The organism is Bradyrhizobium commune (assembly GCF_015624505.1).
GTDB classification, from domain to species: Bacteria; Pseudomonadota; Alphaproteobacteria; order Rhizobiales; family Xanthobacteraceae; genus Bradyrhizobium; species Bradyrhizobium commune.
In genome coordinates, this window is the sequence record NZ_CP061379.1 from 6324367 (window position 1) to 6346656 (window position 22290).

The 22290-nt window shown below is 61.2% G+C and carries 22 protein-coding genes; 12 read left to right on the top strand and 10 right to left on the bottom strand.

Annotated features, from left to right (window positions below; all coding sequences use genetic code 11):
• Positions 1-181: 181 nt before the first annotated feature.
• From IC761_RS29660 to IC761_RS29675, 5 genes are all read left to right on the top strand, one after another.
• Positions 182-1126 carry an AEC family transporter gene (locus IC761_RS29660; RefSeq protein WP_195800206.1) on the top strand — a complete coding sequence of 315 codons (945 nt, stop codon included), beginning with the start codon at positions 182-184 and terminating at the stop codon, positions 1124-1126.
• A gap of 201 nt (positions 1127-1327) precedes the next feature.
• Positions 1328-1795 (top strand): mobile mystery protein A, encoded by a 468-nt coding sequence (locus IC761_RS29665; RefSeq protein ID WP_195800207.1) that lies wholly within the window; start codon positions 1328-1330, stop codon positions 1793-1795.
• Positions 1792-2112: a mobile mystery protein B gene (locus tag IC761_RS35990; RefSeq protein ID WP_246791354.1), complete on the top strand. Its 321-nt coding sequence runs from the start codon at positions 1792-1794 to the stop codon at positions 2110-2112. Before IC761_RS29665 ends, IC761_RS35990 begins: the two co-directional genes overlap by 4 nt.
• Positions 2113-2154: 42 nt before the next feature.
• A complete protein-coding gene (locus IC761_RS35995; protein WP_246791355.1) occupies positions 2155-2394 on the top strand; it encodes a Fic family protein in 240 nt (79 codons plus the stop codon).
• A gap of 331 nt (positions 2395-2725) precedes the next feature.
• A complete protein-coding gene (locus IC761_RS29675) occupies positions 2726-3634 on the top strand; it encodes an ABC transporter substrate-binding protein (protein WP_195800208.1) in 909 nt (302 codons plus the stop codon).
• A gap of 25 nt (positions 3635-3659) precedes the next feature.
• Here the strand turns inward: IC761_RS29675 and IC761_RS36115 are convergent, their stop codons facing one another.
• On the bottom strand, positions 3660-3794 hold the full coding sequence (locus IC761_RS36115; protein ID WP_283814459.1) for a hypothetical protein: 135 nt from the start codon (positions 3792-3794) through the stop codon (positions 3660-3662).
• 414 nt (positions 3795-4208) lie between these two features.
• Between IC761_RS36115 and IC761_RS29680 the strand changes: the two genes are divergently transcribed.
• Positions 4209-5138: an SHOCT domain-containing protein gene (locus tag IC761_RS29680; RefSeq protein WP_195800209.1), complete on the top strand. Its 930-nt coding sequence runs from the start codon at positions 4209-4211 to the stop codon at positions 5136-5138.
• Between the two features lie 130 nt (positions 5139-5268).
• Here IC761_RS29680 and IC761_RS29685 read toward each other — a convergent pair whose 3' ends face one another.
• A complete protein-coding gene (locus IC761_RS29685) occupies positions 5269-5943 on the bottom strand; it encodes a methyltransferase (protein WP_195800210.1) in 675 nt (224 codons plus the stop codon).
• Between the two features lie 718 nt (positions 5944-6661).
• Between IC761_RS29685 and IC761_RS29690 the strand changes: the two genes are divergently transcribed.
• From IC761_RS29690 to IC761_RS29710, 6 genes are all read left to right on the top strand, one after another.
• Complete coding sequence (locus tag IC761_RS29690; RefSeq protein WP_195800211.1) at positions 6662-7921, top strand: tyrosine-type recombinase/integrase; 1260 nt, start codon at positions 6662-6664, stop codon at positions 7919-7921.
• Positions 7922-8414: 493 nt separating this feature from the next.
• Positions 8415-8732: a DUF2946 family protein gene (locus IC761_RS36220; protein WP_368367115.1), complete on the top strand. Its 318-nt coding sequence runs from the start codon at positions 8415-8417 to the stop codon at positions 8730-8732.
• Positions 8733-8915: 183 nt separating this feature from the next.
• Positions 8916-11075 carry an SPFH domain-containing protein gene (locus IC761_RS29695; protein WP_195800212.1) on the top strand — a complete coding sequence of 720 codons (2160 nt, stop codon included), beginning with the start codon at positions 8916-8918 and terminating at the stop codon, positions 11073-11075.
• On the top strand, positions 11072-12133 hold the full coding sequence (gene hflC, locus IC761_RS29700) for a protease modulator HflC (protein ID WP_195800213.1): 1062 nt from the start codon (positions 11072-11074) through the stop codon (positions 12131-12133). Before IC761_RS29695 ends, hflC begins: the two co-directional genes overlap by 4 nt.
• Positions 12130-13173: a protease modulator HflK gene (hflK, locus tag IC761_RS29705; RefSeq protein ID WP_195800214.1), complete on the top strand. Its 1044-nt coding sequence runs from the start codon at positions 12130-12132 to the stop codon at positions 13171-13173. Before hflC ends, hflK begins: the two co-directional genes overlap by 4 nt.
• Positions 13170-15083, top strand: a complete 1914-nt coding sequence (locus IC761_RS29710; protein WP_195800215.1) for a heavy metal translocating P-type ATPase — start codon at positions 13170-13172, stop codon at positions 15081-15083. Before hflK ends, IC761_RS29710 begins: the two co-directional genes overlap by 4 nt.
• A 22-nt stretch (positions 15084-15105) precedes the next feature.
• Here the strand turns inward: IC761_RS29710 and IC761_RS29715 are convergent, their stop codons facing one another.
• The 8 genes from IC761_RS29715 to IC761_RS29750 are packed head-to-tail and all read right to left on the bottom strand — an operon-like array spanning position 15106 to position 22276.
• On the bottom strand, positions 15106-16047 hold the full coding sequence (locus IC761_RS29715) for a hypothetical protein (protein WP_195800216.1): 942 nt from the start codon (positions 16045-16047) through the stop codon (positions 15106-15108).
• 57 nt (positions 16048-16104) lie between these two features.
• On the bottom strand, positions 16105-17109 hold the full coding sequence (locus tag IC761_RS29720) for a polysaccharide deacetylase family protein (RefSeq protein ID WP_246791356.1): 1005 nt from the start codon (positions 17107-17109) through the stop codon (positions 16105-16107).
• 13 nt (positions 17110-17122) lie between these two features.
• Entirely contained in the window at positions 17123-17980 is an 858-nt protein-coding gene (locus IC761_RS29725; protein WP_210338490.1) for a metal ABC transporter permease, read from the bottom strand.
• Complete coding sequence (locus IC761_RS29730) at positions 17943-18764, bottom strand: metal ABC transporter ATP-binding protein (RefSeq protein WP_195800217.1); 822 nt, start codon at positions 18762-18764, stop codon at positions 17943-17945. Before IC761_RS29730 ends, IC761_RS29725 begins: the two co-directional genes overlap by 38 nt.
• The gene (locus IC761_RS29735) at positions 18764-19618 is read right to left on the bottom strand and encodes a metal ABC transporter solute-binding protein, Zn/Mn family (RefSeq protein ID WP_210338491.1); all 855 of its coding nucleotides are present in this window, start codon (positions 19616-19618) and stop codon (positions 18764-18766) included. Before IC761_RS29735 ends, IC761_RS29730 begins: the two co-directional genes overlap by 1 nt.
• Positions 19619-19668: 50 nt before the next feature.
• Positions 19669-20040: a hypothetical protein gene (locus IC761_RS29740; protein ID WP_195800219.1), complete on the bottom strand. Its 372-nt coding sequence runs from the start codon at positions 20038-20040 to the stop codon at positions 19669-19671.
• A gap of 16 nt (positions 20041-20056) precedes the next feature.
• Positions 20057-21037 (bottom strand): CobW family GTP-binding protein, encoded by a 981-nt coding sequence (locus IC761_RS29745; protein WP_195800220.1) that lies wholly within the window; start codon positions 21035-21037, stop codon positions 20057-20059.
• A gap of 12 nt (positions 21038-21049) precedes the next feature.
• Entirely contained in the window at positions 21050-22276 is a 1227-nt protein-coding gene (locus IC761_RS29750) for a CobW family GTP-binding protein (RefSeq protein WP_195800221.1), read from the bottom strand.
• Positions 22277-22290 lie beyond the last annotated feature (14 nt).

A 22290-nucleotide genomic window follows, 5' to 3' on the forward strand; every position in this document is an offset into this window, starting at 1 on the left:
GACAAAAACCGCGAAAACAACCCCATGCACAGTAGCCAGGCCCAGGCGCGCCTTGCGGATTTCGCGCCCCTACGGATTTTACGAAGCCACTTTGACTCGTCGGGCAAAACAGGAGCATGATGCAACAATCGAGGGTGCGTGGGGCGGTCGGCTAAAGATCCCCTTGAGGGCTGAGGGGCGCATGGCCACTGTGTTGATCGTCGCGCCGGTATTTGCGCTGATCGCGGCCGGCTATGCTTCCGTGCTGTTTCGCTTCGTCTCCGAGACCGCGCACAAGGGCATCTCCGAATTCGCCTTCAGCATCGCGATCCCCGCGCTGTTGTTTCGCACCATCGTCGTCTCGGAATTCCCCGATGTCAGCCCGTGGCGGATGTGGGGCGCCTATTACGGCGCGCTCGCCGTCACCTGGATGGCGGCGCTTCTGATCTCGGCGCTGCTGCGCGAACGGCGCGAGGACCGCGAGGACGGCGTCGTGTTCGCGATCGGCTCGGTCTATGGCAACATCGTCATGCTCGGGATTCCGATGACGCTCTCGGCGCTGGGCAACGAGGCCGCGGGGCCGATGGCGCTGATCCTGTCGGTGAACACGCCGCTGCTCTGGCTCTGCGGCATTTTGCAAATGGAGCTCGTCAGCCGCAAGCGGACCGGCTCGGCGCTGTCAGTGATCCGCCCCGTGCTCGCCGATCTCGCGCGCAATCCGCTGATGCTGGGGATCGGTTTCGGTGTGGTCTGGCGCTTCACCGGCCTTGGCCTGCATCCCGTCGTCGACCGCACCATCGAGCTGCTCGCGCAGGCGGGAACGCCGGCCGCGCTGATCGCGCTCGGCATCAACCTGTTCCGCTTCGAGGTGAAGGGCGAGATGCTGAGCGTCGTCGTGATGAGCGCGCTCAAGCTCTTGGCGATGCCGGCGGCCGGCTTTGTGATGGCAAGACTGTTGAACCTGCCGCCGATCGTGACCGGCGTCGTCGTGCTGTTCGCGGCGATGCCGACGGGCGCGAACGCGTACATCTTCGCGGTTCAATATCAGCGGCTGGCGAACCCGGTGTCGGGCGCGGTGGCGCTGGGGACGCTGCTGGCGGCGGCGACGCTGCCGGTGGTGGTGATGCTGGTGGCGGGGATGAGGTAGGGCTCGTGTCTGCTCGCGACCTCATGCCGGAACTCCCGAAAAGGACCTTTCTCTAGCGGCTTTCGGGGCATATATTCGGATTAGATACTTAAATATATCTACATTAAAATATATTGAATATATATAGATATCCATGATAACGATATATGGATATATATTCATATCCAAATTCGACCCGCATCTCGATAGATGAGCCGACAAATGAGCGTGAAAACCATCGTTCAGCAGCAGTATCGCAACATCGTCGACAGCGCTGCCGCAAAGCTGGGCGGCCTGAAAGCGCCGCCGGAAGGCTGGCTGCGCACGGCCCGCACCGCGCTCGGCATGTCGGGGGCCGACGTCGCAAAGAAACTGGGCGTCACCCGCGCACGCGTCACCACGGCAGAACGCGCCGAACTCACGGGCGGCGTCACCCTGAAATCGATGCAAACCACAGCTGAAGCGATGGGGTGTCGCTTCGTCTATGCGATCATTCCCGCATCAGGGCATGTCGAGGATATCATTGCGGCCCAGGCTCGAAAAAAGGCCACGGCGATCGTCGGCACAGCCAGCCAGCACATGGCCCTCGAAAACCAAAAACTGCCGGACGACAAAATTGCTCAGGAAGTCGAACGTCTCACCCGCGAGATCGCGCTGGAAATGCCTCCGAATTTCTGGAGCGATCGATGATCGGGGATCTCCAATATCCGGAGGGAGCGACGCCGCTCGACCCGAACGAGCTTGGTGGGCTGAAGCACAAGCACATCACGACGCAAGGCGAACTCGATCAACTGGAGCAGGCCAACATCGAGTCCGGCTTACGTTGGCTTGGTCGACAGCGGTCATACGTTCTGACCGACGGCTTTGCCGTCACGCTGCACAAGCGATTGTTCGGCGCCGTGTGGGACTGGGCAGGAACGTTTCGAAAGACTGGAAAAAACATCGGCCTCGATCCCGTCCACATCCCTGTAGAACTTCGCACCCTCATGGATGACGCCAAATATTAGGCTGACAACAAGACCTACCCGTCCTCTGAGGCTGCAATTCGATTGCATCACCGCCTCACAAAAATTCATCCGTTTCCCAATGGTAACGGCAGGCACGCGCGCATCATGGCGGATGCGGTCCTGGATCGCGTCTACCATGCAAAGCCGATCGATTGGGCCGGCGGACATGATCTTCAAAGGATGAACGAGCGGCGTATCGCTTACATCTCGGCCCTCAAGGCCGCGGACCGGGATGATTTTGGTCCTCTGATCGCGTTCGTTGGATCGCGAGATGATCTCTGAAGCGCGATGAGATTGTCTTCTCCAAGCGCAATTCGGGCGGCGACCGTACCTCGTAGCCCGATCCGAGGAGTTATACTCAGTTCGCGAAATGAGTACAACGCTCTCCCTGAGTTTCGAGCGCTGCTCGGGGCCTTTCTTTGCCAACCCGGAAACGATAATGTGCCTTTTCTGGTGTGACTTTTTGATTGTGTCTTGTTGAATATGTCTTGTTGAATATGTCTTGGGCTGACGCTTGGGGGCGGGCATGAGGCGACGAGATTTCATGATCGGGGCTGCGTCGTTGGCCGCGACAGCGCGTGTCGCGGCAGCGCCTGCCGCTAGCAGCCCGCGCTTGGCCATCGTCAACATATCGACGCCGACGGCAAACATGCGCGAGGACAGCAATAGCTATTACCGTGTGCTTTTTGGCGAGCTTCGGCGCCTCGGCCGCATTGAAGGACAAAACCTGACCGTCGAGCGCTACGGAAAGGAGCAGTACCACCAGGACCGAGACGCATTGGCCGAAGAGGTCGTCCGCAGCAATCCGGATGTCATCAACATCCTCGATCCACCCGCCATTGTTTTCAAACCAAAGACAACGACGATCCCGATCGTCACGATATCGTACGATCCCGTCGCGATTGGTCTCGCTCAGAGCATGGCCCACCCCGGAGGCAACTTTACCGGTGTCAGCGTCAACCCCGGCCCGTCCATTCACGGCAAACGCATCGCATTGCTGCGCGAAATGTTTCCGGCGATGTCGAAACTGGGTTGCGTCTCCCCGGCAGGCGCATGGGAAAACACGGTGGGCGAGCCTGTGCGCGCCGCCACGGGCGCGGCGGGGATTTCCGTCGCCAATTTTCCGGTCGATCTTCCCGGCAGCGCAACGACCTATCGCAACGCCATCATGCAGGCCGCCCGCGACGGATCGGACGCGATCATGATGGTGGATAGTCCGGATGCAATCGCCAACCGCGTCGCGATCAATGAAGCCATCGCGGAGGCGCGCATCCCGTCGATCCAGTGCTTCACCGAGGCCGTCGAGGGTGGCGGCCTGATGGCTTACGCCTTCGACCTGAAGGAATTGACCAGGCATATGGCCGGCGAGATCGACGCGATCCTGCGCGGCGCCAACCCCGCCGAGATCCCGTTCTACCAGGTCTCGAAATTCGATCTGTCCATCAACCTCAAAGCAGCCAAGGCACTCGGGCTGACGGTGCCGGCAACACTGCTGGCGACGGCGGCGAAGGTGGTGGAATAGATGCGCCACGAGGCGATGAGCGGGCCTAAGCAGCCCAATCCATGATCGCGTCGATAAAGGTCTGAGCCTGGCGGATCGCATCGCGCCTGGTCGCACAGACACCGACCGACACGGTTCGCCCCTGTCCGACAGTCCACTTCCAGCCGGAAGGGTAGCTCATTTCAACGATCGAGAATCTGACGCCGCGATGTTCCACGGAGGACCTCCGCTGACATGTTGCTGTGTTCGTAAAGGTTACTCCAAGTGACGAATATGGTCCAGCCGAACACGGCCGGCAGGCAAAATGTCGGCTGGCGCCTGCGGGAAGCGCGAACCAATCCCCACAGGATCAGGCATGGACGCTGACCTCGTTCATCGTGGTGCGCGCGCCAATCCGAACAGCCCAGGGTCAAGGGGATAGCGCGACACACGGATGCGGGCCGCGTGCTTGGGTGTCGAATTGACGACGTCGTTTTTTTGCGCGAACGGCGACGTCCGCGTTTGACCCGATGCTCCTATCGGAGGTGTCGAGGGTGTGATACGCCCTGCTGGTCTCCAGCTCGGCGACGAACGCGCGTCCAGGTAAGGGTAGGTCATGCAACAGTTGACGGACGAAGGTCGGCGGGTCGTCGACGATGTGGCGCGGCGGCACGGATTTTCGAGTGATGCTGTGCTGTGCATGCTTCTGGCGGTTTCGGCCGGATACGGCAACCAGGCCCAATTCAATCATCCCGAATTCGGCGGCATGGGCCAATGGTCCATGGGCGGGATGACCATGATCGGCGACATGTTCAACAACTACCTGAAGGGCCGCGTCGATTCGCTGTGCCAGGAGTTGGCGAGCCATATCCAGGGACAACCGCTGTTCCAGGTGCCCGCCCAAAGCCAGAGCCAATCCCAGGGCGGCGGCTGGCAGGGCCAGACCGGAGGCAGCCACCAGCAGCAAAGCAACGGCTACGGCGGCACCGGCTCGAGCCTTTTCGTGCCCAGTGCATCGAGCAATTGGTGGCCGGCCGATCTGGGCATGGCCGGTTCGACGGGTGGTCAAAACAATCTGCGCTATGCCTACTTTCCCGCGGCGCGGCGGCTGGCCGTCGACATCAACGGTCAGGTGTCGGTTTATGATACGGGCCAGCACCAGATCGGCGGCTTCTCGCAGCAGCAGAGTGGCGATCAGTCGATTACATTCACCAGCCAGTTCGGGCTGGTGCGCGTCGCCGACCTGCCGCGGATCAACCCAGTGAATCCGGGCGCCGCCCCGCAGCAGCCCTATGCCAGCCAACCCGACCCCTGGGTGCCGCCCGCGCAGAGCGCGCCGGCGCCGATGCCAGCGCCGCCACCGCCACCGCCACCGCCCATGGCGAATTCAATGGCGAGTTCGCCCCCGAACCCATTCGGCCCGCCGCCCGCTCAGCACGACGAGATCGTTTCGCTGATCGAGAAGCTCGCCGAACTGCACAAGAAGTGCATCCTGACGGATAGCGAATACGAAGCGAAGAAGGCCGAGTTGCTCAGCCGGCTCTAGGCTTCTTCGATTACGGTGACAGTCCGCGATTGCGGTGACGGCACTCATTGATCTTGCCGGGTGTCCGCAGGTGCCTTGCCGCAGCTAGCGAGCGTCGGCCGACCGTTCGGCGACGACCGCGCTGCGCCTCCTACTGCGGCGTCAGTTGAAGCAGCGTAAATTCTCCTTGCATCGCTTTGACCGAGGCGTATTCGCTGACTGACAATTTATTGGTCTGCGCAAGCAGACGCAGCTTTTCAGCGTCCCCGAATTCACCAAATCCCACAAAGACTCGTCCGTCAGGAGCCAGCCAGTTTGTAACCTGACGTAAGAAGCGTTCGGTAAGACGATACCCGGGATCAAAAGCGGCCTTCTCCAACACGGAACGATATTGATAATCGTCTTCGACATAGACGAACGGAATATTCCAAAAGATCGTATCGAACTTTTCGCCGCATAAGAGCGGGTCGAAGACGTCCCCTTCCAGACAACGAACAATGTCCGAAACTCCATGCCTTGTGGCGTTGATGTGCGTGTTGGCTACGGCGTCAGAATTGATGTCAATCGCGACGACCTTTCTCGCCCCTCGAAGCGCCGCAATGACAGATATGGCGCCCATGCCGGGCCCAATCTCGAGAAATGCGTTCTCAACGCGATATGGGATGGCATTGCTGAGAAACTCGGTCGCAGCGAAAAACTGCGGCGAAGGGACATCTGGCAAGACCGTGAACTGCAAGCCGGCGACAACCACCTCATGGCTCTGCCTAACCAGCTCGTTTGCCTTCAGCACGAACCGGGTCGCGCCGATTTGATCATCGCTGGACATGTGTTGAAGCCTTCCATGCCTGTCGGACATTCGACCACCTCAGCAAAACTGCTTAAATTGCATGGACTGCCGCCGGTTTGCTGGACGCCGGGTTGCTGCAGCAGAAGCACTTAGGGAGCACACCGGTGCAATTGGGTGGGTGCTGGGCTTCCACCACTCAGGCGTTGAAAATGCTCAACTACCCTCTCTCGACCGATCAGCTCTTGTTGCGGGTCTTGTATTAGCACAAGGCTGCACGGCGCAGCGTCAACCCATAGTCATTTGACATTGTGCGGATTGCGTTTCTCGACTTCTTGCGATTGCGGTGACAGTGCGTGCACCAATTGATGTAGTCGGGTGTCGCAGGCGCCTCGCCGCAGCTAGCGTCAGCCGTCCGCTCGGCGACGACCGCGTCTTCCGAATTACGGTGACAGTGCACAAAATTATCGTTGACCGGCGTCGCGGATACCGGCGCGCTGGGGTGCAGTCCAGCACGGTTACCGCAACTTCCAACCTGTGATGTCTGATTAGATCATACCGGCGCTGGTACAGTTGGGTGGGCTCGAACCACCGACCTCCTGTTCCACAGACACAGCATGGGTCCCGCCGGGGCTACGCTATTTCCGCCGTCGCTGCGAAAATGGCAATATTATCAATAAATAAGCTCGTCGTGCCCCGCCTTACCTGCGCTGCAATTGGCGCTATGTTGGTAGCTATGTGGTAGCTACAGAGGCGATCGATGGCTGTTTCGAGTGTAACGATCCGCGCAGTGCAGGCGCTCAAGCCGGGCGAGACTATTTGGGACGCAGACCACCGCGAAGCGGTGCGGGGCTTTGGCGTTCGGCGTCAACGCGAGCAGGCGACCTACGTCCTTAAGTACCGGGTCTTCGGTCGGCAGCGCTTCGTCACCATCGGGCCTCATGGCGCCCCCTGGACACCCGAGCTAGCACGCAGGGAGGCCAAACGGCTTTTGGGCCTGGTTGCCGATGGCAAAGACCCGGCGGACGAGAAAGCCAAGGCGCGCTTGCAGGCGGCCGACACCCTCCGGGTGATCGCGGATCAGTATCTCCGGAACGCCAACCAAAGGCTGAAGCCACGGACCTATTCTGAAATAGAACGCTACTTGTTGGTCAGCTGGAAACCGCTGCATCCGGTCTCGGTTTTCCAGATCACCCGTCGCCATATCTCGTCTCGTATCGCCGACATCGCTTCCGCTCATGGAACGGTCTCAGCAGCCCGCGCCCGTACAGCGCTGTCTTCAATGTTCAACTGGGCAATACGCGAGGGCCTCGACATTGCCGCGAACCCGGTTCTCGGCACTAATCGACCCGTGCAGCCGGGAAGCCGCGAACGGGTCCTGACGGAGACGGAGCTATTGGCAATCTGGCGGGCCAGCGGCGATGACGATTACGGACGCATTGTGCGTTTGTTGCTGCTCACAGCCCAACGCCGTGATGAAGTAGGCAGTATGCAATGGGCCGAGCTTGATACCAGTTCGGGGCTCTGGACGCTGCCGGGCGCCCGGACCAAGAACCATCGCGAGCACATGCTACCGTTGGTTCCCGCCGCCTTGGCGCTACTCCCGCCCCGCCGAAACGGCCGAGACTTTCTCTTTGGTGACGGACCCCGACGCAGCGGTGACCCTCATCGTGGGTTCTCCGGCTGGTCAAAGTCGAAAACGGCGCTTGATGCGCGCATCGCGGACGCCCTGGGCGAAGCCCTGCCCCATTGGACAGTTCACGATCTTCGGAGATCGGCGTCCACGGTGATGGCCGACCGGCTTGGCGTGTTGCCACACATCGTGGAGGCGATCCTAAACCACGTCAGCGGTCACCGGGCTGGCGTTGCCGGTGTATATAACCGCGCCCGGTACGCGGTCGAAATGCGCGAGGCGCTTGAACGCTGGGCAGAGCACGTCACGGGCCTGTCAGCCCAAAAGCCCGAGGCCATTCGTCTTCGCATCGGGGCCAACCGTACCGGACTTGCCGATGGAAGCTAGAATCGCGACTACCCGGCGAGAGCTTGATTCAGCGGGACAGGGTGACTTGGCGTTAGTGTGCCGGCCTCTCATCCTGGCGTCCCGCATGAGTAGCCTGACTGCGCTGTATGGCACTCCCGTCGGTTCGCAACCTGAGCGCCCGAATGCTCAGCCGAGCGCCGAAAACAGCAACGCCACGCAGAAGGCCTTGTGGAATCAGGCATTGATCGGTGGTGGCGATGGGAAGCCTGTCATTTTGGACAGGTCAGAAATGCTCTTTCTTCAGAAAGGGACTAGAGCTAACCTGCCCAAGATAGCCCCACGCTGATTTGGCTGTCGAACAAGCGACGCAATCAGGCTAGACTAGATACCTTCGTCTGCAGTTCTATGTGTGGCCTTCGTCGAACGGGAATCGGTCGGGAAGGTTCGGGCACGGCGGCTTGAAATAATGAATTGGCTCCGATCGAGACTTCGATCTTGTACGCAATTGGCGCTGTTTGCGCTGGCGGTGCAGATGGTCCTTTCGTTTGGCCATATCCATCGCGACGATTTGGGGCTGCCGCCACCACCCGCATCCGATGCAACGCAACTTATATCGGGTATAGCGCACGCGCTGGGGGATCCGGCCGATCAGGACCATCATCCCGCCTCGAATGATTGTTGTCCGATCTGCGCCAGCGTGGCGCTCGTCGCGACGGCGCTTCCGTCACTACCCCCGGTGCTTGTCGAGCCGATACCAATCCGCCGTGCTCGTCTGCTGGAAACACCGGTCCAGCCGCCATCGACACAAGTCTGGCGTTCATTTCAAGCCCGTGCTCCACCTATCGCTTAGCTCATTGCCAGCTCGGCTCCTCGCCGGCATCGAGTACGCCCCGGTTCACCCGGGGTTCGCTCGATCAATCGCCGAGGATGATTGACGCTTCGTGCGCAATCCCGACTTCGGGCACCAGCCGGCCCGACGATTGAACAGCACTCACCCGCCATTCTTCGCCAACAAAGAGCTTGATGCAATCCCATGAAATCCTCTGCCAAAGCGCACCGCGCGCAGCGATCGGCGGGCAACTTCGGAAAGGCGCCCGGGATGCTGGCCGAGCTGCCACATTTCAACAATGCCGGGCGGTATGTTGGCGCGCTCCTGATCATCGGTGCGATCTTTGCCTCAATCGGGTTGGGCTTGATTGGGATGGTCTACGCGCCACCGGTCTACGCGCCGCCACATCTCTATCGATCTTTCTATCTCATCATTCCGTCGGCATTCGCCTATGTGGGAGCGGCGCTTTTGATCGCAGCTGCGGGATTTCTCTCAGCCGGTATCGTCGCCTCCATCCGCGCCCACTTGCTGGCGTCCGACCGCCAAGGGGTCGCGCAAGCGGAAAATTCCGTCTTCGCCGTACCGGACTGGGCCAGAAGCGAGCGGTTGAGGCGTCGTCTTGCCATTGTGCGCGCATTATTGATGCCAAGCGCAGCCTCCCTGGCGAACTGGCCGGCGACGCTTGTCGTCCTGCTGTTCGGCGGCCTGGCGGCCGGCGGTGTCATCGTCGGCTGGCTTGCGCCGCCAATGCGCATTGCCGACCCGCTGCCTCGACAAGTGTTGAGTGGCGTGCTGCTCGTCGCGGCGTTCCCGCTCTTGGTATTGGAGCGCTCCTACGCGGCGATCCCGGCCGAGATGCTACCGGAGGCGCGACAGCTCAATCGGTTGTTAAGGGTCCCGCTCACCACATGCCTTGGAATTGGCATATCGATGGTCCTGCTCTCGCTCGGATTCACATGGGCGATCTGGATCTACGCTGGACTGGGTCTGTTGATTGTCGTCGTCGCACTCGAATTGACACTGCGCAGCATGGCGATGCTTTTCATCCCGTTCGCGCCCATCGACCGATTGCGAACGGTGGCAGACAGCAGTGTGGCCGGACTGCTCCGCTTTTCCATACCCAACTTCCACGCCTTCAACACCGCCGTGCGTCAGCAGTTCGGCATCGATCTGTCGCGCAGCTGGGCGCTCGCCTTCATCCAAAGGGCGATGCTGCCAGTGGCGGCCGGGATGGCCCTCATGGCCTGGGGGCTTACCGGAGTTACGGCGCTCAGCCTCACTCAGCGCGCGGTTTACGAACGGTTGGGTGTCCCGGTCGCCGTGTTTGGGCCCGGACTGCATTTTCATCTCCCATGGCCGATGGGCGTGATGCGTGAGGTTGAGCTTGGCATCATCCACGACATTCCGATCGCGATATCGCCTGGCGACGCTTCGATCGATCTCCAGCAGCCCAGTGCCGGCGTCGGTCAACAGCAGAATTTGGTGGGCGCCGAGGCCCCGGCGCCGCCCAGCGCCGACCGTCTGTGGAATGCATCGCATCCGTCCGAACAGAGCTACCTGATCGCGAGCGAAGCAAGCGGCCAGCAGAGCTTCCAGATCGCCGATGCGGATTTGCGAATAGTCTACCGGATTGGCCCCTCAGACGCCGCTGCGATCGACTCTGCCTATCGAGCCGCGGAGCCGACAACTTTCATCCGCGCCGTAGCCGGCCAGCTCCTGGTGCAATATTTCGCGCGATACACACTCCTCGACGTGCTCGGGCAAAGCCGCGAAACTTTTGCCAATGAATTTCGCACCGCATTGCAGGAGCAATTGGACCGAATGTCGAGCGGTATCGAGGCCATCGCGGTGGTGGTCGAGGCGATCCACCCGCCTCCGGGGGCCGCCAACGCATATCACAACGTGCAGGCCGCCGAAATTCTCGCCACTTCGCAGGTTTCGAAAGAAAAGGCAAAAGCGATCCAAGCCCTCAAATCGGCCGAGACGAACGCGACGGCAGTTCACAATAGTGCGGTCGCGGCGGCCGTCCAGCTTGTTGACGGGGCCAATAGCGAGAGCGTGCTGTTCGATGCCGATCGCAAGGCAGAGCAGCGCAACAGCGAGGCGTTTCTTCTCGAGCGGTGGCTCGAACGCCTGGTCGTTGCCCTTACCGGCTCGGACATCATCGTCGTCGATCACCGCCTCAGCGGCCAGAACGCGCCAACTCTCGATCTGCGCAGCTTTGATGCCGGAAGCCGCGGCGTCCTCCCGCCGTCGGCGGAAAATGACGTCGCGCCGCCGTCCGACAAAAACAACGAGCCGGAAGTCGAGGACAACGAATTCACGACACCGAAGTCCACACCCAGACCAGGACCAAAGCCATGATATTCGGGCATCATCACCACGGTCATCACCATGGTCATGGTCATGACCATCATGACCACGACGACGATTCGGGCCATGGATCGGGGCATGGGCAGGATCGTCGGCGGCAGGGACTGCTCGCGCGCTACGGACGATTCGCGGTCGCTTTCGTGATCGTCGCAGCTGCCGTCGCCAGCGCCTGCATCGTTCTGGTCAGTCCGGGCGATGCCGTCGTGGTGACCCGCTTCGGCGATCCTATCCACGTGCTCACCGCGCCCGGAGTCGCATGGAAGATGCCTGCGCCGTTTGAAAGCACGATCGATGTCGATCTACGGCTGCGGACCACGTCGAGCGGCCTGCAGGACGTCGGAACGCGCGACGGCTTGCGTATCCTGGTGCAGGCGTATGTGGCGTGGCAGGTCCCCGCTGAAGCCGACCACATCCGGCAATTCCTGCGCGCCGTTCGCAACCAGCCCGATGTAGCCGCGCAGCAATTGCGAAGCTTCGTCGGCTCGTCGCTAGAAATCACGACCGCGAGCTTCGATCTTGCCGATCTGATAAATACCAATCCCGCCCAGGTTCAACTGGCTACACTGGAGAGCCGCCTGCGTGAGCGTCTCGATGAGCAGGCGCTCAAGGTCTACGGCGTGACCGTTCGGCAAGTCGGCATCGAACGTCTGACCCTGCCGGCTGAAACCCTGAATGCCACCATCGCGCGCATGCGAGCCGAGCGCGAAACCGTCGCGGCCGAACGGCAAGCCGAGGGCAGGCGCGCGGCCGCGGAGATCGCATCGAACGCCGATCGCGATGCACGCGTTCTGCGCGCCAAGGCCAAGCAGGATGCATCCGAAGTCGAAGCCAAATCACGTCTCGAAGCTGCCGACATCTATGGTCAGGCCTACAGCAGCGCACCGGAACTCTACAACTTGCTTCGATCCCTCGACACCCTGGACACGGTGGTGGGCGACAATACACGGCTCATTCTGCGCACCGATGCCGCGCCGTTCCGCGTTCTGGTCGACGGGCCACCGAATGCGGCCACGCCCGCGCCGCAACCCGCGCAAGGAAGCCGCCAATGACGGCATCCGATATACGCGATGGTGCCGAACCCGAAGGAGCATGGGCTCAATCCGCCAAGATTGCATTCCGATTCCTGTTCCTAGCCGTCTGCTTTGCGGCGATCGTTTGGTCACTGTCGGGTATTCGGCAGGTGCCGCCCGAAAGCCGGGCGATCGTCTACCAATTCGGAAAGGTCGAGCGTCAGCAACGGGCCGGACTGTTGTTCGCATGGCCGCGGCCGATCGAGCAGGTCGTCATCCTGCCATCGGCCGACCGGCAACTCGAATTCCGGATCGACGGCTTCGAACCGGGCTCAAACCCAAAACACGTCTTCTACTACAACGCCCGAATGAATGGCGCCTTCCTGTTGACCGGCGATGCCAGCGTGGTGCATCTGGAAGCAACGCTGTTCTATCAGATCGTGGATCCGGCCGCCTATATCCTGCAGGGCGAGCACCTTGGGCCCGCCCTGCAGCGTTTGTTCGTCGCCAGCGCCGTCTCCGTCTGCGCGGCGCGCGACCTCGATACGATACTGGTCGCGCGCCCCGAATTGGCTACCGGTTCGAATGCCACCGCGCGCGCTGGCCGCGAGCGGCTACGCGCAGATCTGATGAACGCGATCAATCGCCGGCTCGGAGATCTCAACGGCGTGGGCGCCGGTCTCGGCATCACGGTGAGCCGGGTCGATCTCGCGGCATCGATTCCGGACGGCGCCAAGGATGCCTTCGACAGGGTGCTGGTCGCCTCGCAGGAAGCCGAGCGTGACATTGCCGAGGCTCGTACAGATGCTGCAGCCACGGCGCTCAGCGCCAATCAAGAGCACGATCGGATTCTCACGGATGCCGATGCCAAAGCGGCGGAGAAAACGACCCAGGCAAAGGTGCGCACGGCCGCCATCAACGCCCTTGCGCGGGGATCGCCTGGTTTCTCCGGCATGACGCTCGCCAAGCGGATCTATATCGACCGCATCGGCGCCATATTGGCGAAAGCCGCACGCGTCGATACGGTCGACCATGGCGGCGGACTTCATCTGATACTGCCCGGGACGACGCCGCAATGACCGCAGAAACCATGACCGCCAACGACGCAAACACGCGGGGCGAGGGCCTGCTCAGCCGATCTGAACAGATTTCCCTTGGCGTGCGGCTCGTGCTCTCGCTGATTGCCGGCGGATGCCTGATCCTTTCGGCCGGACTGCTGTTCCTGGCGCCGAGCCAGGCCGAGGTCGCCGAGCTGGTTGCCGGTATTGCGGCATTGCTGGTCGCCATCCCCGCGCTCTCGGCAGCCTGGGAGAGCCTGCGCCATCCGGATCTGCACGGAATAACCGACCAGCTCATTGCGCTGGCGTTGGTCGCGGCCTGGGCGGCGGGAGATCTGATGACGGCGGCATTGCTGCCGCTGGTCATGACTCTCGGACACATCTTGGAGGAGCGATCGCTCCTGGGCTCGCAAGAGGCGATCCGGGCCCTGAGCCGGTTAACCCAGGTCAAGACGCGCCGCGTGCTGCCGGGTGGGGAGCTGGAAGAAGTCCCCACGCAGTCCTTGCACCCCGGCGATCTGATCGATTTGCGCGCCGGCGATCTCGTCCCCGCCGATGGCGTCGTTCAAACCGGCAAGTCAAGCATGGATACGGCATCCATCACGGGAGAATCAGTTCCCGTCGAAGTGCAGCCCGGCAGCGAGGTGTTCAGTGGTTCGATCAATGTCGACGGCCATCTGCTGGTGAAACTCACGCGGGTCGGCCAGGATTCGACCCTCGGTCGTGTGATAACTCTGCTGCAGGAAGCCGAGAACGCGAAGCCTCCGATTACCCGGCTACTCGAACGCTATGCCGGACGTTACATGGTGCTGGTGCTGCTGACCGCCGCGGGCACCTGGTTTCTGACCAGCAACACAGTAGCAATGCTGGCGGTGCTGGTCGCAGCCTGCCCGTGCGCCCTGGTGCTCGCCGCGCCGGCGACGTCAATCGCCGCGATCGCTGTTGCAAGCCGTCACGGAATCCTGGTCAAGGGCGCGGGGTTCTTGGAGAATGTCGCGACCGTCGATGCGGTCGTGTTCGACAAGACCGGGACCGTCACGCTGGGGCAATTGCAGGTCGTCGATGCGAGACCGGAGTCCGGCGTCAGCCGGGACGAGCTCGCTACATTGGCCGGCAGTCTGGCGGGCGCCAGCAATCACCCGGTCAGTCGGGCGCTCGTTCGGTTTGCAACGAACGCAAAGCTCGAACTCGATGACGTCAAAGAAACGCATGGTCTCGGCGTGGTCGGACGGCTGGGCGTGGACACGGTCGCACTTGGTCGCGCCGAGTTGTTCGATGAACTCGGCATCGCCATTTCGTCTGAGCCGAACCACGACGGTCCGATCGCAGGTGTCGCGCGCGGCAACAAATTTCTCGGTTGGATGCTGCTGGCGGATGAGCCTCGCCCGGAGGCGCCAGAGGCCATCGCAGACCTCCGCGAGCTCGGTCTTCGGCGGCAGGTGCTGCTGACGGGAGATCGCATGTCGGTCGCCCGCCGCATTGCGGATGTTCTGGGCCTGCCGAACGTCCGCGCCGAGGCCCTTCCGGCCGAGAAGATGGCTTGCGTGCTCGACGAGATTGGCGCCGGCTATCGCCCAATGGTGGTTGGCGACGGCATCAATGATTCGCTCGCACTCAAGGTCGGCGCAGTCGGCGTCGCTATGGGCGCGCGTGGCAGCGACGTTGCATTGGCCTCCGCCGACCTGGTGCTGATGACCAATGATCTACGACGGCTCGGGACCTGCATCCGTTTGAGCCGACGCTGTCGCCGTACCATCTATGTCAATGTCGCCGTCGGGCTTGGCTGGACGGTCGTGATCGTGGCCGCTGCGGCGACAGGCGTCATGGGCGCCAGCGGTGCGATCATTGCGGCGCTGCTTCACAACTTCAGCACTTTGGTGGTGATGGCCAATGCCGGCCGGCTGTTGAAGTTTCAGGAGCCGGTGGCGTAGACGTCGCCTGAATTGTCCCGCACTACTCCAGCCTGGAGAGGAGCTGGTCGAGACTATTGGCGAAGCTGTTGATGTCGAAATTCAAGGGGTCGTCGTGGCCATTGGGAATGTCGGCGTCGATGGCGGCGTGGAACGCAGGCACGAGCCAGTCCCCTCTGCGGACGCTGGCGATGGTGTAGAGCAAAGCCAGCCGGTCGTATTGTGCCGTGGTGAAAGCCGGATCGGGCGTACGCGCATCATTGCGCACGCCATGTCCCGCGGATGTACGTCGCGGCTGCACCATCTCGGTATGCAGGAACAGCCCCTGCAGGGTGCCGCCAAACGCGGCCGCTTGCTCGAACTTAGTCTCGCGCCATGGGATCGAATAATCGTGCGCCAGCAGCATTTCGCCGGTGCGATTGATGAAGACATGGGCGCGCCCCCAGCCATCCGAGCAAGCATAATAGGCGAGATTTTCGTATATTCGACCGGTATCGATGTTGTCGGGAAATGCGCGGCGGCCGTAGTTCGGCCCGCTGGTATCGTGGATCACGAAGTAGCGCGCCATGGGTGCATTGGGATCGTTATTGCGGGCCCGCGATAACGGCTCCCACAGATGGGCGCCAAAATCCGCCTCCAGGTCTTGCCTAGAGAGATACGCGGCCAGCACTTCGCGCGAAGGCAAGTCCGCGATCTTGCCGATCCGTCGCGCGAGTCCGGGCGGTAGACTTTCGACGGGCGGGCCGAGATTCCTGCTCGCATCCATGCCGCGCATGAGACACCTGGCTTGCTGCAGCGGCGTGCCGGCATAGCTCAAAGTCTGCGGGTCGAAATCGCAGACGCCCATACTCTTGATAAGATAAGGTGCGCGGAAGTGGTGCGGCCTGCATTCCGTGGCAAACACCGCCTTCGCAAAACTGAGCGACAGTGCGGCGCAAATTCCCGCCTTGACGAGGCTGCAATTTGGTTTGACGCGGTCGCGCAAGCGCTAATTCTCAAACATAAATTCAGATCCCCAGTCGGCGCCGCGCTGCGAGTTTCTTCAGAAGCCCTTTGCGCCTCCCAAGCGGCTTGAGCTTCCTTCGATACGTCGTAAAGCCGCGGCCTTTTTCGCCGGTGCCGTAGTTGACGGCGGCGCGTCGGCGACCGCCGGGTTCTCCTCGGCTCCCACAGCTCGAGCAGGAGGCAGGCGCCATTGTTCGGGAGTTGTTGCGGTTTTTGCGATCGTCGCATTGGCCGAGACGACCTGCACCACCCTGTATCCCCTTGTCTTCAACTCGCTCAAAAGGTCGGGAAGTGCCTCGACAGTGCGTTCATGAATATCGTGAAGAAGGAGAATGCCCCGACTTTTCGCCTCCAGTCTCGAAATCGCCCGTTTAACGATTTCAGCGCTGCTTATTCTCAACCAGTCGTCGGCCGGAACGTCCGCGCTCCACGTCATGAGGCCGCGGGAGGCGATCGCGGCCTCCGTGCGCTCAGAGGTCAACAAGCCCGGCACCCGGAAAAAGGGAGCGAGCTCCTCCGGGTTTCCGAGCGCAGTCCCGACTGCGACGATTCCTCCGTCGATCTCCTGGCCTGCCTGGCTTTCCGTCATTCTTCCGAAAGTGAACGGGTGACTCAAGCTATGCGTCCCAACTGTATGGCCGTCAGCCTCAACCTTTCTTGCTTCGTCCGGAAAGGTCGCTGCCATCCGGCCGACCATGAAGAACGTCGCTTTGACGCATTCAGAAGCCAGTATCTCAAGGACACGGTCCGTGTATCGCGGCGACGGCCCGTCATCAAAGGTGATGACGACTTCGTGGTCGGCGAGAGGCAGTGTTTCCGGATATTGCATGGTGCCGATCCGCGGATGGTCCTTCGGGTCGACAGCGATGACGCGGCTGGTGCCAAGCGCATCGGACTTGCCGTTGCACTGCATGGCCAAACTCGATGTGTTTACGCCAAAGCTCGCGAGGACCAGACCGACAAGAAACCTGCGCCCAACGGGTTGAACGGGATTCTTCTTCGCTGCATGTCGGAACACATGGATGGGAGAGACAAGGCTCATGATCGCGCTCCCCTCATACCGGCTCTCTCGGAACCTGGACCAGAGCATTGGGAGAGCGGTGGGGCGCCCAGCCGCGGCTGACGAAATAGGCGAGCGCGCTTAGCAATGCGATGCAGAAGCTGACCGGCCAATCGGTATAATAGGCGATGGCGATCCCGACCCAGGCCTCGGCCAAAGCGAGCCCGACTGAGAGTGCGATTCCGCTCCAAAGCCCGCCGACCAGCCGCTGTGCGGTCGCCGGCGGACCCACCATAAGACTGAATACCAGGAGAATGCCGACGATCTGGACACTCTCCGACACCGCCAGTGCGACGACTGCCAGGAAGGCGGTGGAAACAAAGCGCAGCGGCACACCCTTGGCTTCGGCGAGCTCCGGCTGCAGGCTGGCAAAAATGAGCGGCCGCATGATCGCGGCAAGAGCGGCCACCGTGACCAGGCCCAGCCCGGCGAGGACCGCGATCGTCGGACGGTCGACTGCGAGCACATTGCCAAACAGCAGCGAAGTGGCTTGGGCTGCGAATGACGTGTAGTAGTGCAGGAACAAAAGTCCAAAGCCGAGCGACAGCGCCAACACTACGCCAATGGCTACGTCGCGGTCGCTAACGCGCTCGCCCATCATTCCCATACCGATACCGGCGGCGACAGTGAGGCCGACAAGGCCCCAGACCGATGGCACGCCGATCAGGACTGCGCCGGTGGCGCCCGCGAACCCGATATGCCCGAGTGCGTGCCCGGCAAAGGTCTGTCCACGCAGCACGAGGAAATAGCCCACCAAGCCCGATACCAAAGCTGCAACTCCGGCGGCGGCGAAAGCGTTTCTCATGAAATCGTATTCAAGCATGGCGTTCACGATGGTGAGCAGGATGGTCATGCAGATGGCCGGAGCGCTCGATGTTGCGGCCTCGCGACAGCACGAAGATGTGTCCGTCGGCGTGGACGACGTCGATATCCGCCCCGTAGAGCTTCGATAACACCGGCGCCGTCACCACCTCCGCCACGGTCCCTAGCGCAGCGTGGCCGTTGCCGAGATAGAGCACGCGGTCGAGCGCGCCAATCAGCTGATTGAGCTCGTGCGCGCTGAATAAGACCGTAATGTTGCGGTCGTGGGCGAAGCGTCCAACAAGCTCGATGATCGACTCCTGATGGCGTTGATCAAGGCTGATCAAAGGTTCATCGAGCAGCAGCAGTCTCGGTTCGCCGAGCAGCGCTTGAGCCAGCAGCAGACGCTGCCGCTCACCGCCCGACATGTCCGACAGCGCACGATCGGCGAGGTCGCGTGCGCCCACCGCCGTGAGCGTCTCGTCAATCGTCCTGCGGTCGGCGCGCCCAAGCGTCGGCAGACCCCACCGATCGCCGCGGATCGAGCTCGCGACGAAATCGAAGCCACGCACGCGCAATCCCGGCATTACCGTGCGCACCTGTGGAACGTACCCGATATCCGCATCGCCGCGCTGCGGGGTACGGCCGAACACCCGGATAGTTCCTGTGCTTGGCCGCAACAGGCCAAGGATGGCGCGCATCAGCGTGGTTTTGCCGGCCCCGTTGGGACCGAGGACGCCGATGAATTCGCCAGGTTCGATCGCGAAGTTGGCGTTCTCCAGGACGACCTGGCCGCCAATTTCAATTGTTACGCGATCGAACTCGATGACGTTCATCAGTGATTTCCGGCCAGCGCCTTCTCGGTCGCTTCAAGCTGTGTCAGCATCCAATCCTGGTACGAAAGCCCGGTCGGCGCGGTTTCCGTCACCCCCACGACTGGAACATTGGATTGATGCGCAAGCCCGACCAGACGCTGCACCATATTATCCGACACCTGCCTGTTATAGAACAGGACGCGTGCCTTGTGCGTCTTCAGATCCTGTTCGAACGCGGCGATATCGCTGGCGCTCGGCTCGGTATCATTCATGACCGCGAGCTGAAATTGATGGTCGAGCATCGTCAGACCTAGCGAGGCGGCCATGTAGCCGAAAACCGGCTCTGTTGCCGTGACCGGGAGCCCGGCATACTGGTTGCGAATGGAAGCGATCTTGTCGTCCAGCGGCTGGAGCGAGGCGAGAAAGGATTTTAGCCGCGCGTCGTAATTGTCCGCGTGGGCGGGATCAGCAGCCTTCAATGCGGCGGCGACCGCTTTTGCGACCGCTGGCATTGTAGCCGGGTCGTACCACAGATGCGGATTTTCCCCGGCGTTCTTGTGCAAAAGGTCGGCGACCATGATCAGGACGCGCCCGGATTTCGGCGTGACCTTGAGCAGCCCTTCCATCCACGAGTCGTAGTTGGCGCCATTCTGGATGACGACCTGCGCGGCGGCGACATCGCGAACGATGGAAGGGGAGGTCTCGAACAGATGTGGGTCCTGATCCGGGTTCTTCAGAATACTGGTGACCGAAACGGAGTTACCCCCGATCTGCTGCGCGACGTCACCGTAGAAGTTTTCAGCCGCTACGATTGCGATCTTGCCGTCGGCGGCGTATGTGTTCGTGAGAGCGCCAAGTATGATCAGCGCCGCCACGATGCTGATGTTTGTCTTCTTCGTGATTGCTCGGCCTGCGCTGAGACACCTCATGGCTCACCCGGTCGTTTAGGTCCAAGCGCCAGCTCGAATGCTGCCTTCAGCTCTTGGGAAGTAACATCCGGAATCGGCTTGTGCACGCGGGCGATGGTTGGCTTTTCGCCCTCCCTCAAAATCGCGACGACAGTTTCAACATCGGGACATCCCGGCTCTCGACAGGAAAGTTCCGACACTGAGATCGTCACATCATCCGGCAAGCCAAGCAGCTTCTGCGCCTGCAGCTTGAGTTGCTGAACTGCCTCAGGATAGCCGGTTCTTCGGATGCGTCGGCCCAAGGCAAAAGCAGTCTTTGACACGATCAGCCTCTGGGAGTTTGCGTTGCGGGTCAGCACAGCATGGCAGGAAACCTCGTCTCCTGCCATGCTGTGAGCACTTGCATCAATGACTTGAACTCTGGCAACGGCTAAAGCCGTCCTTGAGAATGTCCTCCGGCAAGTCGCGCCCGATGAAGACCAGACGGCTTGTCCTGGGCTCATCGGGTTTCCAGGGGCGTTGATGGTCTCCTTCGAGCAACATGTGCACCCCCTGAATGACGAAGCGATCGGGATCGTCCTGGAACTGGATGATCCCCTTCAGCCGCAAAATATCGGTCCCGAACTGACGAACGGTCTCCTGCATCCAGGGGAAAAACTTCTCGGGAATGAGAGGTGTCTGCGACGTCAAGGACAGGCTCTTGACGTGGCTGTCGTGCTCATGGCCGTGAGCTTCAGTGAGAAAGCCGGGCTCGAACTCAAGAACCCTGTTGAGATCGAACGCGTTGCGATCCAGGACTTTCTCGAGGTCGAGCGCGCAGCGCTCCGTGCGATGGATTACGGTATAAGGATTGATTGAACGAATTCTCGACTCGACAAGCTTGAGATCCTCCTCCGAGACCAGATCGGTCTTGTTGAGCAAGACGACGTCGGCGAATGCGATCTGCTCCTGCGCTTCGTGCGCCTGGTCGATCTCTCCGAGGAGATGTTTTGCGTCGATGACCGTGACGATCGCGTCGAGCTTCGTGTTGCGGCGAACGTCATCGTCGACAAGGAAGGTTTGTGCCACCGGCGCCGGATCGGCAAGCCCGGTGGTCTCCACGATGATTCCGTCGAACTTGCCACGCCGCTTCATCAGCCCTTCGAGAATCCTGATGAGATCGCCTCTCACCGTGCAGCAGATGCACCCATTGTTCATTTCGAATATCTCTTCGTCCGCGTTGACGATCAGATCGTTATCAATTCCGACCTCGCCGAACTCATTCACGATCACTGCATAGCGCTTGCCGTGGGTTTCGGTCAGGATCCGGTTGAGCAAAGTCGTCTTCCCCGCGCCCAGGTACCCGGTGAGGACGGTGACCGGTGTTTGTGAAATCGCGTCGTTCATGCTTGGTCCTTTTCAGCTTTTCGGGTTCGGTAGATCGTGGATCACGGCAGAGGGTTCGAACTGGGCGGTGGCGCGCTCGTGGAAAATGAGCAAGAGCCCCGCGACAAGCGCCACGCCGAGAAGGCTCAAGCCAGCGGCAGTCAGCACCAGCTCCGCTTTCGCGCGCGTTGAAAGGCCTGTTATCGTGGTGAACAGGTTCTTGACGGTCGCTTCATCGATACCGTGGGTGATGACGACCATTCGCGTGCGACGATCGTCCGACGGCCAGGCCGGCAGTCGATATTGATGGATCGCATGCTGAACGCCGTGCACGACGAGGGGCCGATCCGGATCGTCCTCGAGTCCAACAAGGCCCTTGAGACGGAGCAGTTGCGGGCCGGCCACGGCATTGAGCAGCTCAACGAACGTGGCGAGGTTTCGTGCCGATACGGGGCGGCTTTCCAGCAACGCCAGAGTTTGGATGCCCGCCGCCGCATGGCGGCTTGCGCCCGCGACACTGTCGTGAGCTTGCCCTTGCTCGGCCAACGCCTGCTCAAGAGCCAACCATCCTTCAACATCGGACCCCTGCTCGGAGGGAACGTAGCCGCGCGGCGCAAACACTGTGGCGAGGTCGAAGCCAGCTCCATGGCGATCCACGATGGGCGCCGCCGCATTGATCTGGCGGATTTCCTGCGACAGTTCAGAATTGGGGCGACGTTCTGCGGGCTCTGCGTCTACATCGGTCTTGGTGAGCACGATGAGGTCCGCGAACGCCACCTGCTTCATGCATTCGAAGTGCCGCTCCATCGACTCTTCGATCGTGGTCACGTCGATTGCGCAGACGACGCCGGACAGCCGGAAGCATCTTGCCACGACATGATCCCGAAAACCCGCGGCCGGAAGCCCGCCGGGCGTGATCTGATTGATGATCGGAGCGGGGTCGGCAAGACCGGTCGTCTCGACGATCACGCGCTTGAACGGCGGGACAGCCTTGCTCTCCACAGCATCGTAAAGTTCGAACAGGGAAGTCCTGATGTCGCTCGCGGCCGTGCAGCAGAGGCAGCCCGTGGTCGTCACCATCATTTCGCGCTTGTTGACCCGAACAAGGTCATGGTCGATCGATATATCGCCAAACTCGTTGATGATGACGGCGGTGTCCGCAAAGGCCTCGCTTTCCAGGAGCTCGTTGAGCAGCGTGGATTTTCCCGCGCCCAGGAAGCCCGTGAGGATCGTCACCGGAATCGGTTGGTCTAGCTTCATTGACACGCAATCAA